This is a genomic window from Ruegeria sp. HKCCE4148 (genome assembly GCF_017872495.1).
In the GTDB taxonomy this organism is placed as follows: Bacteria; Pseudomonadota; Alphaproteobacteria; order Rhodobacterales; family Rhodobacteraceae; genus Ruegeria.
The window spans coordinates 170,448-186,842 of the sequence record NZ_JAEDOS010000002.1 but is presented as its reverse complement, the minus strand read 5'-3'; the positions used below and the strand labels follow the sequence as shown (position 1 = coordinate 186,842).

16 protein-coding genes and 1 tRNA gene are annotated in these 16,395 nt (G+C 54.6%); 9 read left to right on the top strand and 8 right to left on the bottom strand.

What is annotated here, in order from left to right; translation table 11 throughout:
- Positions 1–13: 13 nt before the first annotated feature.
- The 5 genes from I9187_RS06105 to I9187_RS06085 form a co-directional block, all read right to left on the bottom strand.
- A complete protein-coding gene (locus I9187_RS06105; protein WP_245223145.1) occupies positions 14–1,066 on the bottom strand; it encodes a glycosyltransferase family 2 protein in 1,053 nt (350 codons plus the stop codon).
- 22 nt (positions 1,067–1,088) lie between these two features.
- Positions 1,089–1,760, bottom strand: a complete 672-nt coding sequence (locus I9187_RS06100) for a class I SAM-dependent methyltransferase (RefSeq protein WP_171174651.1) — start codon at positions 1,758–1,760, stop codon at positions 1,089–1,091.
- Positions 1,761–1,868: 108 nt separating this feature from the next.
- Complete coding sequence (locus I9187_RS06095) at positions 1,869–3,743, bottom strand: glycosyltransferase family 2 protein (RefSeq protein ID WP_171174653.1); 1,875 nt, start codon at positions 3,741–3,743, stop codon at positions 1,869–1,871.
- A 161-nt stretch (positions 3,744–3,904) separates the two neighbouring features.
- Entirely contained in the window at positions 3,905–4,714 is an 810-nt protein-coding gene (locus tag I9187_RS06090; RefSeq protein ID WP_348540075.1) for a type I restriction-modification system subunit M, read from the bottom strand.
- 468 nt (positions 4,715–5,182) lie between these two features.
- Positions 5,183–5,269, bottom strand: a tRNA-Leu gene (locus tag I9187_RS06085).
- A gap of 141 nt (positions 5,270–5,410) precedes the next feature.
- Between I9187_RS06085 and I9187_RS06080 the strand changes: the two genes are divergently transcribed.
- Complete coding sequence (locus tag I9187_RS06080; protein ID WP_171174662.1) at positions 5,411–6,070, top strand: DsbA family oxidoreductase; 660 nt, start codon at positions 5,411–5,413, stop codon at positions 6,068–6,070.
- A 39-nt stretch (positions 6,071–6,109) separates the two neighbouring features.
- Positions 6,110–6,766: a lipoyl(octanoyl) transferase LipB gene (gene lipB / locus I9187_RS06075; protein WP_171174664.1), complete on the top strand. Its 657-nt coding sequence runs from the start codon at positions 6,110–6,112 to the stop codon at positions 6,764–6,766.
- Positions 6,767–7,156: 390 nt separating this feature from the next.
- Here the strand turns inward: lipB and I9187_RS06070 are convergent, their stop codons facing one another.
- Entirely contained in the window at positions 7,157–7,573 is a 417-nt protein-coding gene (locus tag I9187_RS06070; protein WP_209940110.1) for an HIT domain-containing protein, read from the bottom strand.
- Between the two features lie 305 nt (positions 7,574–7,878).
- On the opposite strand from I9187_RS06070, the gene ctaD reads away from it, so the two are divergent.
- The 3 genes from ctaD (at position 7,879) to I9187_RS06055 (ending at position 10,795) form a co-directional block, all read left to right on the top strand.
- Positions 7,879–9,537, top strand: a complete 1,659-nt coding sequence (gene ctaD, locus I9187_RS06065; RefSeq protein WP_171089416.1) for a cytochrome c oxidase subunit I — start codon at positions 7,879–7,881, stop codon at positions 9,535–9,537.
- 122 nt (positions 9,538–9,659) lie between these two features.
- Complete coding sequence (locus I9187_RS06060) at positions 9,660–10,259, top strand: 2-hydroxychromene-2-carboxylate isomerase (protein WP_171174668.1); 600 nt, start codon at positions 9,660–9,662, stop codon at positions 10,257–10,259.
- Positions 10,260–10,303: 44 nt separating this feature from the next.
- Positions 10,304–10,795 carry a DUF2244 domain-containing protein gene (locus I9187_RS06055; RefSeq protein WP_171174670.1) on the top strand — a complete coding sequence of 164 codons (492 nt, stop codon included), beginning with the start codon at positions 10,304–10,306 and terminating at the stop codon, positions 10,793–10,795.
- Positions 10,796–10,816: 21 nt separating this feature from the next.
- Here I9187_RS06055 and I9187_RS06050 read toward each other — a convergent pair whose 3' ends face one another.
- Positions 10,817–11,302 carry a GatB/YqeY domain-containing protein gene (locus I9187_RS06050; RefSeq protein ID WP_171174673.1) on the bottom strand — a complete coding sequence of 162 codons (486 nt, stop codon included), beginning with the start codon at positions 11,300–11,302 and terminating at the stop codon, positions 10,817–10,819.
- Positions 11,303–11,485: 183 nt separating this feature from the next.
- Between I9187_RS06050 and carA the strand changes: the two genes are divergently transcribed.
- Positions 11,486–12,652: a glutamine-hydrolyzing carbamoyl-phosphate synthase small subunit gene (gene carA / locus I9187_RS06045; RefSeq protein ID WP_171174681.1), complete on the top strand. Its 1,167-nt coding sequence runs from the start codon at positions 11,486–11,488 to the stop codon at positions 12,650–12,652.
- A gap of 82 nt (positions 12,653–12,734) precedes the next feature.
- Positions 12,735–14,612 carry a glycosyltransferase family 2 protein gene (locus tag I9187_RS06040; protein ID WP_209509222.1) on the top strand — a complete coding sequence of 626 codons (1,878 nt, stop codon included), beginning with the start codon at positions 12,735–12,737 and terminating at the stop codon, positions 14,610–14,612.
- A gap of 3 nt (positions 14,613–14,615) precedes the next feature.
- Here the strand turns inward: I9187_RS06040 and I9187_RS06035 are convergent, their stop codons facing one another.
- Positions 14,616–15,263, bottom strand: a complete 648-nt coding sequence (locus I9187_RS06035) for a GntR family transcriptional regulator (protein ID WP_171174686.1) — start codon at positions 15,261–15,263, stop codon at positions 14,616–14,618.
- A gap of 100 nt (positions 15,264–15,363) precedes the next feature.
- Between I9187_RS06035 and I9187_RS06030 the strand changes: the two genes are divergently transcribed.
- Both I9187_RS06030 and I9187_RS06025 read left to right on the top strand, forming a co-directional pair.
- Positions 15,364–16,008: a pyrimidine 5'-nucleotidase gene (locus I9187_RS06030; RefSeq protein WP_171174689.1), complete on the top strand. Its 645-nt coding sequence runs from the start codon at positions 15,364–15,366 to the stop codon at positions 16,006–16,008.
- An 85-nt stretch (positions 16,009–16,093) separates the two neighbouring features.
- Positions 16,094–16,342 carry a hypothetical protein gene (locus tag I9187_RS06025; protein ID WP_171091130.1) on the top strand — a complete coding sequence of 83 codons (249 nt, stop codon included), beginning with the start codon at positions 16,094–16,096 and terminating at the stop codon, positions 16,340–16,342.
- Positions 16,343–16,395 lie beyond the last annotated feature (53 nt).

Here is a 16,395-nt window from a genome sequence, read left to right as displayed (position 1 = left end):
GAGGGGGGGTCTGTTAGGATTCTGATCGATGTTCATCGGGCACAGGAATGGGCTCTGCTGAAAGTCGTTCCCGCACAGTACGGTCCTTCTTGACGAATTCCACAGCCGGTTTGGCGAGCAGTTTCTGGTACAGTTCATGATAGTCAGGTTGCTTCAGAAGATCGTTAATCAGTGCCTTATGCCAACGGAACGATTTTCTGTGTAACCGTTTGAGGCGGTCATCTGCGCGGAACTCTTCCAACACGGCGTCTACCTCATCCTTGTATCGCAAGATCGTTGCGTCCTGCGCACCACCTCGGTTCCAGCGATCCCAATAGTCCGTTCCAAGGGTCTGAGACGAGTGGTTCGCCCTGCCCCGGCTGCGCTTGGCCAGATAAGCCTGGGTGGACCGAACCGCATAATGGTTGATTTGCGCGACTTCGAAACCAAACGGAGGTGCGACGTGATTGCCGAAGGGTGCCGGTTCCTTTGCGTGGCCACCTGGGACCGACCTGAAGACGGCCGCCTGAAACTCGGCTCTGGGATGAGGGTTGTGCAATCCATAGCGTAGATACACATCGCCCTGTCGAAACATGGATTTTACAAATCGGCGCCCGGCCCCGCCCTGTTCATAGTCCAACTCACCATCAAAGAACTGCTGCGTGATGGGCATATCGCGCAACACATGTCGACCGTTGTTGGAAAAAATCTTCCACGGGATCGAGATGACGTCGACACCGGGCGTTGCTTCGATCAGATCATCAACTTTGTGATTACCAACGTGGATATTCAGAAATTCATCCGCATCGCCCACGTGAATCCATTTGGCGTTTTTCACCACTGGCAAACGGCGCGCCTGCCTAAGGGCGGAACGATGAATACCGCCTGTTCCAACGCGATTTTTGTGAAACTCGACATGGCCCAAGTCTTGTAAACGGCGCAGTATTTGGTTTGTGCCGTCCGTACAGTCATTTGTGTAGACGATTATTCTGTCGAACCCCAACACCTTGTGATGGGCGACCCATTCCAAAATATAGGGCCCTTCGTTCTTCATCGCAGTGATGAGAATTTTTTCAGGCTTGACCATCGTTGTCACTCGATCCTACCGCTTAGCCAGTTTGCCCTTTACTGTCATCCTGCGGCACAATCTTTTCGATGGCGATCTGAGCGCCGGCAATAGCCCGGATACGCAGGGCACGTGGATGTTTGCCCAGAAACTCATTCACCGCACGGATCACGCCGTCACCCCACCATCCGCGACGGTGGTAATCGTCAAAGGCCATGATCCCGCCGGGCTTGATCTTGGGAAACAGCGCCACGAGGTCGGCAGTCACGCCTTCATAGGAGTGGTCGCCATCGACATAGGCAAACGAAATGCTTTCGTCATCGAACAATTCGAGCGCAGGGACAGAAAAGTCTCGGATAATGCCAACCTTGCCTTCTTCGATCTCTTTTTCAAAAGATTTGACCACCTTCTGGAAGATGGCCTCCATCTTTTCATCTTCGGTTCGGCCGACAAACGCAGTGGTGTGCGACTCTTCCCCGATGTGTTTCCACGGATCGATAAGAAACAGCTGACTGGGCTCAAGCAGTTTCAAAATGGTCGGAGAGAACTCACCCTGCCAAACACCGATCTCAACTGCTACGCCCCCTTTGGGAAGGCGCGACAAGAACGTGCGGCGGATCGCTTCCTTGGTATTCTTGCGCTTGGTAACCTTGTCGGCTTTAGGCTTTTCCTTATGCCCCGGCACGGCACCGATGATTTGGGGTTCGTTTGCCATCTCAACCTCGTTCTGCTTATGCGGCGGGCACTACCGAACAGCGTCCATCCAGCCTTATTCTTTTTTTGATCGCTACCATGTCAGCCGCGCAAGAGCCAGAAGCTTGGCTTATTCTTTATTGAGCGGAGGTAATTTGTCGATCCCAAGCCACGGTGGTTCCAGGCTGGTGATCCTATAGCTGGCAGCGTTGCCCGCAAGAAACCTGTTAATTGCTGCGGACATGCCCGAGTACGAACCTTTGCCGCGTCTATAAGACGTAAAAGCAATGCTTCCACTTGGTGCCAAAACCCTGTCTATTCGCCTCAGTAGCTGCAGCATCACACGCTCTGCCCGGACGCCGCGAATGATCACGACGCCAACGCTTTGATCCTCGAACAGTTTCAGCATCAAGGCTGGCATCGCCCGGTATACACGCAGCTTTCCCGACAGAATGGGTTCGCGGAAATACTCGAGAAATGCATAAAATGCACGGTCAAGCGCCTGCAAATCAGCGTCTTGCGTTGTGTCCACACAAGCAAACCCGTTCCACGACAAGCCCCAAGGCGCAATAATTGTCAGTTGCGCCACAGTTCCCAAATCCAGGATTTCCTGCACGATTTCTGTTTCGACCTGACCAATCAGCACCCAAGACTTCTTGCCGCTGATCGACTTGAGGAATTTCTGACGTTGCTTCGCCGTTCGCTCGACTTCTTTGGCGGGCGACGGCAACAAATCAGTATCTTTGGGATCAAACGGTAGATCGACCTGCTTTGGATCTGTGATCTTGGAATGTTCTGCTGCCGCTTGTTCAAAATCCAAAGGCGTTTCCAGGGAATCCAGGCGAACAAACCACGGATAATTCATCGACTTGGCGTTTCCGGCAATTGCCATTTGACCAATCCGGTTCCACTTGGCGACCTGAGCAAAACTAACCGCTGGGTCTTTGTACATCTCAATGTCAAATGAAGCATTTGCTTCTTCCAGAACACCAAGATCCAGAGCTTTTAGATACTGCCCGCTGCGAAAGTTCCGATACCTCTGAACAAAGCCCTTGGCAGCTTCTGTTTCACGGATCGTGGCAATCTTGGACTTGTGAAACTTCACTGCGTTTTCATGAAGGTCTCTCAATACGTTGTCTTCATACAAACGTGTGTGAAACTCACGTAGGCGGCTCAGCTTTGTCAGGATCGACCGCTCTTCGACCACATTAAAGCAGTGCATGTGCCAGTAGGCCCGCCCCGTCGCTTCCATCTTTGGGTGAAAAGCCGTTGTGTTCACATCCCCTCGAAGCCGTTTCATCAAATAGCTTTCGATAGATCTGACGGCATAGTGGTTCATTCGGAACAACGTGGTTCCGAAGGCTGCTCCTGTTGTCGTGTACGCCCAGCCTCGCCGACGCATGGCAGGCGGCAGAGGATCTCCGTCACCATCCACCCAAGCAAAATTTTCGGCCTTGCCCCGAACAGGACCGCGCGGGCGGTGTGTATTGATCGCGTGATAGGACCCGTTGTTGCGGGTCAAAGACTTAAATGCGCGCACATTCTGCGGCATGACCATCCCCAGCTCGCCCGCACGCGTGAACTGCTCAACAACGAACCGGTCCTCGAATTCAACAATCCCGTTGTGCCCGAACATCTGCCACAGTGCCGCAAACCCATCAGCATGTGGCAAAGCGCGAAACAAGTCGTCCAGCGTACCGTCCCCGATACGGACATCCAGAAACTCGTCCACGTCACACACGAGAATCCACTCGGCCTCGGATGACCAGGGATGTTGCATTGCGTTGGCATAGGCCGATGCCTGAGGTCCGAATTTCCACGGAGCCGGATTATCAATATGCGCCAGGAACCCAAGCTCTTCGCACCTTTTCAGGATGGCATCCGTCCCATCCGAACAATCATTCGAGTTAACGATAAAATGCGTAAAACCGATCGAGAGATAGTAAGCGATCCACTCAAGAATAAACGGCCCTTCGTCTTTCATCGTGGATACGACAAGTCTCATTTTCATTATCCCGTGACTGTTGACCGCAAAACCTCGGTACGATTTAGCTTGCTGCGACCGAGCGCAGATCCAACTAAGCGCTTGGTTTTGTTACGTCCCCCAGCCTCAAATTCATCCCGATCTGCTGAAAAATTGCTCCTGCCAGCGAGAAGGCGACGCCGTTAGATGTAGGTGGTATAATTGATCTCTTGCCCGAATAAGCCGTCTTCGATGATGTGTGTGTCGAACTCCTCCTTGGCCTGCAAGAGCAACGACCCAGACCCTGCTGCCGGATCATAGATTTTGTTGACACTGGTTTGCTTGTGCATGGCCAGCTTGGCGATCAGCTTGGAAACATGGGTTGGCGTGAAGAATTCACCGCCGGACTTGCCCGCATTGGCTGCGTAGTTCGAGATCAGGAACTCATAGGCGTCACCAAACAGATCACCTTCGTTCTCGTCGAACTTCAAAGGCAATTCCTCCACGCCTTTAAGGACCTCAGCCAGCCTTTCGTTCTTTTGTTTGACCGTGCTGCCTAGCCTGGTGCTGGTGGTATCGAAGTCGGCAAATAGGCCACTGATATCCTCTTCAGATGGGTAACCGCTGGCAGAGGCTTCGATAGCCGAGAAGATTTCGGCCAAATCAGTGTTCAGGCTATCGTTCTTGCTGGCGTTTCTTACTACATTTTCAAAGAGCTGACTGGGATAGATAAAGTATCCCTTGGTCTTTATGGCGTCGATTTTGGCTTCATCAGGTACACCAGTATCAGACATCCCCGCATAGTTGATGCCGTCGTCTCCACCTTCGATGTAGTTGGTGAAGTTCTCGCTGATGAAGCGATAGAACAACGCGCCCAGAACGAATTGTTTGAAGTCCCAACCATCCACTGCGCCACGCACTTTGTTGGCAATTTGCCAGATTTGCCGCTGCAATGCTTCAACCTGTTGCTGACCTGTCATTTTCGCTCCCCTTTTTTTGTTTTTTTCCTGCACAGCAAACCAGCGATCGATCTCGCCTCTACGAGGCCGCCACAAATTTCCCACTTTGAAACCGGTAAATCCCTCAAAAAATAAACCGATCTATCGATCCACCCGCGTTCTCGAGGTAAAAAGCGAGTCCTTTCACTGTAAGACACCATCAATTGGTATCCCGAACAGTCGTATATTTGGGACTAGGAATGCTTCAAGTACAAACTGGGCAAACTGACAAGTATTGCATTCAACCTTTACTTTCAGGCCACGCCGGTCAAACAGCTGGCGATATACCGGAAGAGGAAGCCAACCCTTCGTTTATCGCAGAGTTGAAGCAAAACCTGCCATTCAATGCTCACGATGGCAATTTAACGCAATCGATATCAGTCGGATTACCCACAACGCATCACTAGAGGTGGACTATAAGGTGGACCGCCAATCACCCAAACCTAACAAGCAATTGTTTTATATATTTTTTTCAAGAAAATATGGTGCGGTCGAGAAGACTCGAACTTCCACGGGTGTTACCCCACAGCGACCTCAACGCTGCGCGTCTACCAATTCCGCCACGACCGCATTGCCTGTGACTTGGTAGAGCGGCGTATAGACGTTGGCGCGCACGATGTGAAGAGGCAAAAACGCTCTGGTTTAAATTACTCGGAAGCAGACTTATCTAGCTGAATGATCACCACACATCCGATCTGACAGGAACCGCAAATGACCTCAACCGAGAACCGCCCCATTGTACAGATCGACATCGTTTCAGACGTGGTTTGCCCGTGGTGCATTGTTGGCTTTAAACAATTGGACACAGCATTGCAGCAAATGGGTGTTTTGGCCCGGCTGCGCTGGCATCCGTTCGAACTGAACCCGAATATGCCACCCGAAGGTCAAAACCTGCGCGAGCATATCATGGAGAAATACGGAACCACCGCCGAACAAAGCCAGCAAGCGCGGGACAGACTCACTTCGATTGGCGCAGAGCTGGGGTTTACGTTCAACTTCGGCGACGAAAGCCGGATGGTAAATACGTTTGCCGCACATCAGTTGCTGGATTGGGCAGAAGGGCAAGGTCAGCAACACCCGCTGAAGCTTGCTCTGTTTGATGCGTATTTTACCCAGCAGAAGGACGTCTCGGACTCCGAGGTTTTGCTGGATGCCGTTCGATCAGTCGGGCTTGATGCGGAAGCTGCTCGGCAAGCGCTTGAGAGTGGCCAACACACGGGCCCCGTGCGCGAGAAACAGCAATTCTGGACCAGCCGGGGTATTTCCGGCGTGCCGTCCATGGTGTTTGGCGGAAAATACCTGCTGACCGGCGCACAGGGAACCGAAACCTATGCTCAGATGTTGCAACGATGCCTGTCCGAGGCCGCCTGACCCCTTTCCCTGACCGCTTTGCACAGATATGAGGCCGGCATGGAATGGAAAATCACCGATGGTCTGACCAGCTATGACGACGCCGTGGCCTTCATGGAGGCCCGCGTTGCCGAAATCGCACGCGGCAACGCTGAAGAATGCGTTTGGCTGCTGGAGCATCCGCCATTGTATACTGCCGGCACCTCAGCCAAGATCGAGGACCTAACCGATCCTGATCGGTTTCCGGTCTATGAAAGCAAACGTGGCGGTGAATACACCTATCACGGACCGGGTCAGCGTGTGGCTTATGTCATGCTGGATCTCAACAAACGCGGACGGGATGTGCGCCAGTTTGTAAAGCAATTGGAAACCTGGGTGATCTCGGCCCTGGCTGAATTCAATGTACACGGCGAGATCCGCGACGGACGCGTTGGAGTTTGGGTTCGGCGGGACGACAAGCCGCTCACGGTGACGGGCAAGCCGGCGGAAGACAAGATCGCAGCCATTGGTCTGCGCCTGCGCAAATGGGTCAGCTTTCACGGCATCTCGATCAACGTCGAGCCAGACCTGGAGCATTTCTCGGGAATCGTCCCCTGCGGGATCAGCGAATACGGCGTGACCTCTCTGGTCGATCTGGGGCTTCCTGTGACCATGGCTGATCTTGATGCCGCGTTAGAGAAGACATTTTTGGATGTCTTTGGTTCGAATGACGGGTGAGTCACCCTGTATCTCAGCAAAGCGAATCGGTGATATCATGCGAGCTTCAAAACAATACGCTCAAGCGGTTAGCTCTGTTTCCGACACCTGAAGCAATTAACCGTGTTTAAGCCGGGTTTATCGTTTTTTTTAGACATTATTTAACTCAACTAGATACAAAGGGGCCGTTAACGAGTAGTATGAAACTGCCAATCAAGAGTGAGTGGTATGTTAACCGGTGATCCAGGGCTCGCCCTCGAAATCCGAGAAGTGTTTGGTTACGAGTCTGCCGTTCCGACCCCAAATCGGAACGGCAATTCTCTTTCCCCTGATTGATACGCGCGTAAACGCCGCGCCCTTTGATGGGGTGTAGGTCCGAAATTCGTTACGGCGGATAACTGAAACTCAGCTTTACAATGCGGCTTTGATCTTTTCGGCGTGCTGCGCGATCTGGTCGAAATCACCCATCTTTCCGGGCGGGCGCATCGACACGTCTTCATAACGCGGCAGGACATGGAAGTGCAGGTGGAAAACTTCCTGCCCGCCTGCGGCTTCGTTGAACTGTTGGATCGTCACTCCGTCTGCATCAAATGCCGCCTTCGCTGCTTGTGCCATTTTCTGCACCGTCTTCATCACGGCAACCAGTTGCTCGGGCGTGGCGTCCAGCACATTGCGGCACGGCGATTTGGGTATCACCAGCAAATGACCGTCCGAACGCGGCATGATATCCATGAAGGCCAACGTCTCATCATCCTCGAACACGCGGGTCGAGGGGATCTCATTGCGCAGGATTTTGGCAAAGATGTTGTCGGGATCGTAGTCAGCCATATCAGGTCTCCGGATTGCGGGTGTTGGCGTAGTTCTGAGACGCCTGCCCATGACGGTCAAGGCGGAACTCTGCCAAACGCCCTTGCGGGCCACCATCTGCGGCTTGAAAACCGGGCAGACATACCCAGATAAGCGCTGTTCGAGACACAAAAACAGCGTGACAGCCCCCTGCCCGCGACAATTAATCTTGATCCAGATCAAACTCGGCCATTGAAGGTACCCTCTTCGCAATCTAAAACCAGCAGGAATCCCGCGCGTTGGAGAGGTCCGACTGCGCGGTGCAGTTGCAACAGGAGGCACCTATAATGGCAGACGCAGCCATTCATGGTCACGACCATGAAGACGAGCGCAGCTTTTTCCAGCGCTGGTTCATGTCGACCAACCACAAGGACATCGGGATTTTGTACCTGATCGTTTCGGCCCTGGCCGGTCTGATCTCGGTAGCGATGACCGTATACATGCGGCTTGAACTGATGCACCCCGGTGTTCAGTACATGTGCCTGGAAGGCTTCATGGCCGACCCATGTACCCCCAACGGACATTTGTGGAACGTTATGATCACCTACCACGGTGTTCTGATGATGTTCTTCGTTGTCATCCCGGCGCTTTTCGGCGGATTTGGCAACTATTTCATGCCGTTGCAGATCGGCGCGCCGGATATGGCGTTCCCGCGGATGAACAACCTGTCCTTCTGGCTTTACGTCGCCGGTACTTCTCTGGGTGTGGCCTCGCTGCTCAGCCCCGGTGGTAACGACCAGCTTGGTTCAGGCGTAGGCTGGGTTCTGTACCCGCCGCTGTCCACGACCGAGGGCGGCATGTCCATGGACCTTGCGATCTTCGCCGTGCACGTATCGGGCGCCTCCTCGATCCTCGGCGCGATCAACATGATCACCACCTTCCTGAACATGCGTGCCCCGGGCATGACCCTGTTCAAGGTGCCGCTGTTCAGCTGGTCAATCTTCGTCACCTCGTGGCTGATTCTGCTGTCGCTGCCGGTTCTGGCAGGCGCGATCACCATGTTGCTGATGGATCGCAACTTTGGTTTCACCTTCTTTGACCCTGCTGGTGGCGGTGACCCGATCCTGTATCAGCACATCCTGTGGTTCTTCGGCCACCCGGAAGTGTACATCGTGATCCTGCCCGGTTTCGGCATCATCAGCCACGTGATCGCTACCTTCGCGCGCAAGCCAATCTTTGGCTACCTGCCGATGGTTTGGGCGATCATCGCGATCGGTGTTCTGGGCTTCGTTGTGTGGGCGCACCACATGTACACCGTTGGCATGTCGCTACGTCAGCAGGCCTATTTCATGCTGGCAACGATGGTTATTGCTGTTCCGACTGGCGTTAAGGTCTTCTCGTGGATTGCGACCATGTGGGGCGGCTCGATCGAGTTCAAAACTCCGATGCTGTTTGCCTTCGGCTTCCTGTTCCTGTTCACCGTTGGTGGTGTGACCGGTGTGGTTCTGTCGCAGGCCGGTGTCGACCGTGCTTATCATGACACCTACTACGTGGTGGCACACTTCCACTATGTGATGAGCTTGGGTGCCGTCTTCGCAATCTTCGCTGGCGTGTACTTCTACTTCTCGAAGATGACAGGCCGTCAGTATTCCGAGTTCTGGGGCAAGGTTCACTTCTGGATGTTCTTCATTGGCGCCAACCTGACCTTCTTCCCGCAGCACTTCCTGGGCCGTCAAGGCATGCCGCGCCGCTATATTGACTACCCCGAAGCGTTCGCTCAGTGGAACTTCGTATCGTCGATTGGCGCGTTCATCTCGTTCGCTTCGTTCCTGCTGTTCTTCGGCATCGTGTTCTACGCTTTGTTCCGTGGCGCGAAAGAGACGCGTCCGAACCCGTGGAACGAATACGCCGACACACTGGAATGGACCCTGCCCTCGCCGCCGCCCGAACACACGTTCGAGCAGCTGCCCAAGCAGGAAGACTGGGACAAGGGCCACGCGCACTAATCCCAACATGATCCAAAGAAACCCCGCCCAAGTGGCGGGGTTTTTCTTTGCGCGGACCCGACGTTCGCCAATCAGGACAAAATCGGGTATTATATCAGTGCAAGACAGCCGGAGGGTCGTCTATGCCTGAAATCGACTTTTGGTACTCGATCGGCAGTACTTATAGCTACCTAACCGTGATGCGTCTGGACGAGTGGTGCGCCGAACATGACGCCACAGTGAACTGGCGGCCGTTTAACGTGCGTACCGTGATGTCGACCCAACAGAACATTCCGTTTACCGGAAAGCCGGTCAAATCGGCCTATATGTGGCGCGATATCGAGCGCCGTTGCGCCAAGTACCACATTCACGCCAACCTGCCTGCGCCCTACCCTGTTTCAGACCTGGCTCTGGCCAATCAGGTCGCCGTGCTGGGAATGATCGAAGGTTGGGGTAAATCCTTTACCCAGGCGCTGTACCGTATCTGGTTCGAAGAAGGGATTGAAGCCGGAAGCGAGAACGCCTTGTCCGAAGCCCTTTTACGATGCCAGCAAGACCCCAGGTTGGCGCTGGGACGGGCGCGCAGTGATGACGTCACCGCAGCGCTTGAAGCCGAAACAGAAACAGCTATGAAGCTGGGCGTATTCGGCGCCCCAAGTTTTGTCGTCCGCCAAGAAGTGTTCTGGGGAGATGACCGTTTGGACGATGCCCTGTCCTGGGCGCGTGTCGGTCACGTCATCTAGTCAAAACCCGTCGACACAAGACAGTCCTGCGCTATGTTCCCGATATGCCGTATACATGGAATCAGACATCCGAAACGGAACAAGAGCTGCGCCTTTGGCCGCATAACTCTCTGCCTCCGCGCGGAGCTATGATCACTATACTTTCGGTGTTCCTGTTTGGCCTTATCCCTTTGCTGGCCATGCTGGGGTCCGTGGTTCTGTGGGGGCTATTACCCTTTCTTCTGATCACGGTATCTGGCCTTTGGCTGGCCATTCAGACCAACTATCGCGCACGCAGCGTTTTCGAGGTTCTGACGCTGTCTGATACGCAAGCGCATCTGGTGCATTACACACCCGGCAAAGACCAACAGGAATGGTCCTGCAACCGCTTTTGGGCGAGGACAGAAATGCACGAGAAAGGTGGACCCGTCCCTCACTATGTCACGCTTGTCGGTGATGGGCGCGAGGTCGAGATCGGTTCGTTTTTATCGGAAGATGAGCGGATAACGCTTTATGACGAACTAAGCACAAGACTGCGCGAACGGGTCGCGCAGTAGGTCATCGTTCATTTTGTTTTTTCAGCAGTTGCCGTTTGACGCCGCGCAAAGGTGATCTTTGACCATCGGGCCAACTTTGCCAAAATCCATCTGTCCGGTGTAACGAGTCTTCAATTCGCCCATGACTTTACCCATGTCTCGGATGGATCCGGCCCCGGTTGCGGTGATCGCAGTCTGAATCGCCTTTGACACCTCGTCATCATCCAGCTGCTTGGGCAGAAATTCCTCGATGACCGCAACTTCCTGCATCTCGCGTTCGGCCAAATCCAAACGGCCGCCTTCTTCATAGGCACGGGCGCTTTCTTTGCGTTGCTTTGTCATTTTACCAAGGATTTCAAGTACCTCAGCATCGCCGCAACCCTTGGCCTCTTCATTGTCCAAGGCGCGCGCGGCGATGTCACGGTCCTTGATAGCCGCGTTGATCAACCGCAACGTCGACAGACGCTCGGCCGCTTTGTCTTTCATTGCTTGCTTCAGGGCTGTGTTCACCCGTGATCGCATGTCCATTTGGTTTGTCCATCCCCATGACAACGGAACCCCGACCATATCTAAACAAAAAGCCTGATACAACAGGAAGCCATTACATCTAAGTCTTTGAAAAACAACAATAGCCAAAAATTTGAACAGGCTTGACCCACGCGCCTAACCCCCTTAGGTATGCGCCGGTTTACCTTGAAGGAGAGTCGCGCCATGGCCCAGAACGCCCCGTCCAAGCCCACCGCATGTCTGGCATTGGCCGATGGTACATTGTTTTATGGCAATGGCTTTGGCGCCACCGGGCAGACTGTGGCCGAGCTGTGCTTTAACACAGCCATGACAGGCTATCAGGAAATCATGACAGACCCGTCATACGCCGGTCAGATCGTGACGTTCACCTTCCCGCATATCGGCAATGTCGGCGTGAACCCCGAAGATGATGAAACCGGCGACCCGGTTGCTGCAGGCATGGTTGTAAAATGGGATCCGACCGAGCCCTCGAACTGGCGATCGGCCGAGGAGCTCAAAGGCTGGTTGGCCCGTCGCGGACGGATCGCGATCGGCGGCGTCGACACCCGCCGTTTAACACGTGCTATCCGTCAACAAGGCGCACCTCATGTTGCTTTGGCCCATAACCCCGAAGGCAATTTCGACATCGAGGCACTGGTTGCAGCCGCCCGTGGGTTTGCCGGTCTGGAGGGCATGGATCTGGCCAAGGATGTGACCTGTGCTCAAAGCTATCGCTGGGACGAAATGCGTTGGGCCTGGCCTGACGGGTATCAGCGTCAGGAAGCCCCGGTGCACAAGGTTGTGGCCGTCGACTATGGTGCAAAGCGCAACATCCTGCGTTGTCTTGCGTCAGCTGGGTGTGATGTAACGGTACTGCCCGCAACAGCCACTGCCGCCGAGGTGCTTGCCCATCAGCCTGATGGAGTGTTCCTGTCGAATGGCCCCGGCGATCCGGCAGCGACCGGAGAATACGCTGTGCCTATGATCAAAGAGATACTGGAGACCACCGATCTGCCTGTTTTCGGCATCTGCCTCGGCCACCAAATGCTGGCACTGGCCTTGGGCGGTCAGACAGTCAAGATGAACCACGGCCACCACGGCGCCAACCATCCGGTCAAGGATCTGGATACCGGCAAGGTTGAGATTACTTCGATGAACCACGGCTTTGCGGTTGATGCTCAGTCTCTGCCCGATGGCGTTGTGGAAACCCACCAATCTTTGTTTGACGGGTCGAACTGCGGGATTCGCATGACAGATCGGCCCGTTTATTCGGTGCAGTATCACCCGGAAGCATCCCCCGGGCCTCAGGACAGTTTCTATCTGTTCGAGCGTTTCGCTGACGCCATGGAAAAGAAAAAACAGAGCGCATAACTCTCAAGCTTTGCAGTGTTAACGGCACGTTAACCTTGATCGAACAACCCTGAGCACGGGTAACTGTGCCAGGATTCTTTTTATGGTTGAGCTTAATCTCCAAAATTTCACAGCCGCTTCTCCGATCCCCGCTCCCGGATTTCGAAAACCGCTGGGCACCTGTCTGGTAGAAGTCGAAACTCTGACGCAGTCGGAACTCGACCACGCCTTGCATTTGCAATCCCAGCAAAACGCGCCTTTGGGCGAAATTTTGGTGGGTGAAGGATTTGCCACCCGGCAAGACATCTTGCATGCCCTGTCTGTCCAGTCCGGCTGGCAGATTGCGAACTTGGAACAGATCCCGCCCATGCCGGGGCTGTGCGACCTGAAACCAGTTGGCTTTTGGTTGAAACACAACGTCATTCCGTGGATGCGCGTGGGCCCGCTTCTGTTGGTTGCGACAGCGCGTCCGGATCGGTTTCCAGCTGTCACAAACAACATGCGGGATTGCGACTACACGATCATTCCAGTTCTTGCGGCTTCTGATCAGATCGACCGCACTATTGCCCGACAGTTTTCGCGCCCTTTGGCAGAGGCTGCAGAAACACGGGTTGATGCGGATCAGAGTTGCCGCAACTGGACGATTGGGTCGCGCATCGTACCGTCTGTTTCAGCGCTTGGAATTATTGCGTTGTTTTTTGCTTTCCCGTGGTTTGTGTTGGCGACCCTGCTTGCCGCGGCTGTGGGAACTTTAATTCTCTTTGCTGTTCTTCGCCTTGCCGGTACTTTTGCCTATTTGCGCCACAGCTTTCGTCAGAAGCCAGAAGCGTCTGATGCAGCTGTCACCCTGCGACAACCCTGCGTTTCGATCATGGTTCCCCTTTACAAAGAACGCGAGATTGCGAATGCGCTTGTCCAACGGCTCAAACGCCTGACCTACCCCAAGGCGCTCTTGGACGTTATCTTGGTGCTGGAAGAAAAAGATGAGGTCACGCGCGCAACTTTGGCGAAGATTGACCTGCCCAGCTGGATGCGGATTGTCGAGGTGCCAGAATTGGACGGGCTGACCACCAAGCCGCGCGCCATGAACTATGCCTTGGACTTTTGCCGCGGCGACTATGTGGGTGTCTGGGACGCCGAAGACGCACCGCAGCCGGATCAGATCGAACGGGTCGTCGCGCATTTTTCCCAGGCTCCGCCCGAGGTCGTGTGTCTTCAAGGCAGTCTGGATTACTACAACCCACGCACAAATTGGCGTTCACGCTGCTTCACCATCGAATACAACAGCTGGTTTCGCATCATTCTGCCCGGAATTGCGCGCTTGGGGCTTGTCGTCCCGTTGGGTGGGACAACGTTTTTCTTCCGTCGAGACAAGCTGTTGGAATTGGGAGGCTGGGATGCACACAACGTGACCGAAGATGCTGACCTTGGCGTTCGGCTGTGCCGGGCCGGATACCGAACCGAACTGGTGGACACTACAACTTATGAAGAGGCAAATTTTCGCGCCTGGCCTTGGGTGAAACAGCGCTCACGCTGGCTCAAGGGCTTTATGGTGACGTATCTTGTGCACATGCGCTCAGCAAAAAGACTATTGCGCGATCTGGGCGCCGCGCAGTTTTTGGGGCTTCAGGCGTTTTTCCTAGGCACGCTGGGTCAGTTTTTGCTGGCCCCTGTTCTGTGGGTATTCTGGCTCTCAACGTTGGGGCTTTCCAATCCGCTGGCACCCGTTTTGCCACAGAATCTGACTACGGCGCTGGTGCTGTTGTTTTTGACGACTGAGGCGTTGAATATCTGCGTTGGCTGTCTTGCCGTTTCGGCACGAGAGCGGCGTTTTTTGTTGCCCTGGGTTCCCACCATGGCTTTGTACTACCCCTTGGGCGTGGTTGCAGCCTACAAAGCTCTGTGGGAGCTGGCAACGAATCCATTCTTCTGGGACAAAACCCAACATGGGCAAGCCAGCGAAGATCAGCCGCTGGCCTGATACTTATTTGTCGCGCAGGCTTGCGTCCTGTTTCAGGCGCGTCATGAACGCGATCGAGATATGATCCTTCAGCGCTCGAGCCGCTGCCTCTTCATCCCTTGCGGCAATGGCTTCGACAATGCCCTTATGCTCACTTTGGGCGATTTCACCACGCCCCTGCACCGCCAGAGAGGTGGTTGCCATCAACGCCATTGTGCGATGCACAAGATCAAGTTGCTGCACCAGATAGCGATTATGAGACGCCAGATGGATCTGTTCGTGGAAGCGCCGGTTTGCACGCGACAATGCCGACGGGTCATCAATCAGCTTGTCATCTTCGACGACCATCTCCTGCAGAACCTTGATCTCTTCTTCGGTCGCATGTTTGGCCGCAAGGCTTGCAGCCAACCCCTCCAGTTCCCGACGTACGATGTAAAGCTCGGCCATCTGGTTGTGATCCAGCGACGCCACGATCAGCGACCGGCCGTCCCGTTCCAACAGTGACTGTGTCTCGAGCCGTTGCAACGCTTCGCGGATCGGCGTGCGTGACACTCCGAACCGTTCGGCCAGCTCGCTTTCCACCAGACGATCACCGGGTTTGTAGACACCCACGTCGATAGCTTCGAGTATCAGGCTATAGGCATCCTTGGTTGGGGATCGGGTCTGGCTCATGGGGTTCATTATCTCCTCGTTCGGACATGTCTATCCGTCCAAAGGGGGAACGATCAAGTAGAGCATTGAAAACACCGCGCCCGCGCCCTACACCCTGCTTATGGTCAAACCGGCTTTTTCTCATGTCACACAGTGGGTGTTCGATCTGGACAACACCCTGTACCCGCCACACATGCGTCTGTTCGATCAGATCGAGGTGCTGATGACGGATTATGTCATGCGGGCCATAGGTGTGGATCAAGCCGAGGCGGACCGTTTGCGGGCGCATTACTGGCGCGAATACGGCACCACGCTGGCCGGTTTGATGGCCGAACATGATCTGGACCCCGACCCGTATCTGCACGCAGTCCATCAGGTGGACATGAGCCATATGGACCCAGATGAAGACCTGGCCGATCACATACGCGCCCTGCCTGGGCGGCGCATTGTCTACACCAATGGCAGCGCCCCTTACGCTGAACGCGTGCTGAATGCGCGCGGCCTTTCCGGGTTGTTCGATGCAATCTATGGCGTTGAGCATGCAGGCTATCGGCCCAAGCCCGAAAAAGCAGCCTTTGAGGCCATCTTTGCCCAGGATGGTATCCAAGCTGAAAAAGCCGCCATGTTCGAGGATGATGCGCGCAATCTGGCGGCTCCGCACGAGATGGGAATGCGCACAGTGCACGTGGCGCCTGACCCGCATGACGCAGATCACATCCACCATCACACGGACGATTTGACCGCGTTTCTGGCTCGCCTGCGATAGGCTGTCACACTGCGACGATCCGCACATTCTGCACCTGCATCCTCGTCCCTATATGCACGTCAGCGACGAACAGATGGAGACCTCAATGACCGCGATCGAGATGACCGGCCGCCTGCCGATTTGGCAGCGCCTTTTCTTTGCAATCCCTGTATTCGGATGGCTGGCCCGCGATGCGGTCAATGGCAAGGCAGAAGATCTGTATTACACCGCCGGTGCGATTTTCAGCATGTGGGGCTGTTCCATCATGTTGTTCGGCCTGCCCGGTCTCTTCATTCCTGCCTTGATGATGGTGCCGGTGATGTTTTTGATTCTCGTCCTGATTTCTCGGGGCTGAGGCACGGGACAGGATGTCACTTGGCGCTTGGGGTCGAACCGAACTAGGTTCTG